Consider the following 563-nt stretch of genomic DNA (forward strand, 5'->3'; position numbering starts at 1 on the left):
TTGAAATCATGTTTGAAAAAGGGGATATTTATAAAGGCGCTTATAGCGGGTATTATTGCGTGAGCTGTGAGAGTTATTGTGCGATCTCTAAAGCGGACAATACGAACGATAAAGTCTTATGCCCTGATTGCTTGAGAGAAACCACGCTTTTAGAAGAAGAGAGTTATTTTTTCAGATTGAGCGCGTATGAGAAGCCTTTATTGGATTTTTACGCTAAAACCCCGAAGCGATTTTGCCCGTTTATCGTAAAAATGAGGTAACTTCTTTTATTGAGCAGGGTTTATTGGATCTGTCTATCACGCGCACGAGCTTTGAATGGGGCATTCCTTTGCCTAAAAAAATGAACGATCCTAAACATGTGGTGTATGTTTGGCTGGACGCTTTATTGAATTATGCGAGCGCGCTAGGGTATTTGAATAATTTAGACAATAAAATGGCGCATTTTGCATGCGCTAGGCATATTGTGGGTAAGGATATTTTACGCTTCCATGCCATTTATTGGCCGGCTTTTTTGATGAGTCTGAATTTGCCCCTATTCAAACAGCTTTGCGTGCATGGGTGGT

The 563-nt window shown here is 40.7% G+C and carries 1 protein-coding gene and 1 pseudogene; both read left to right on the top strand.

What is annotated here, in order from left to right; all coding sequences use genetic code 11:
* Positions 1-260, top strand: a pseudogene (locus IE271_RS44695) (hypothetical protein); the annotation flags it as partial.
* A gap of 23 nt (positions 261-283) precedes the next feature.
* The coding region (locus tag IE271_RS44700) for a class I tRNA ligase family protein (RefSeq protein ID WP_229920016.1) at positions 284-563 on the top strand (280 nt) is incomplete at its 3' end.

The sequence above is a fragment of the Streptomyces minutiscleroticus genome, assembly GCF_014650875.1.
GTDB lineage: Bacteria > Actinomycetota > Actinomycetes > Streptomycetales > Streptomycetaceae > Streptomyces > Streptomyces minutiscleroticus.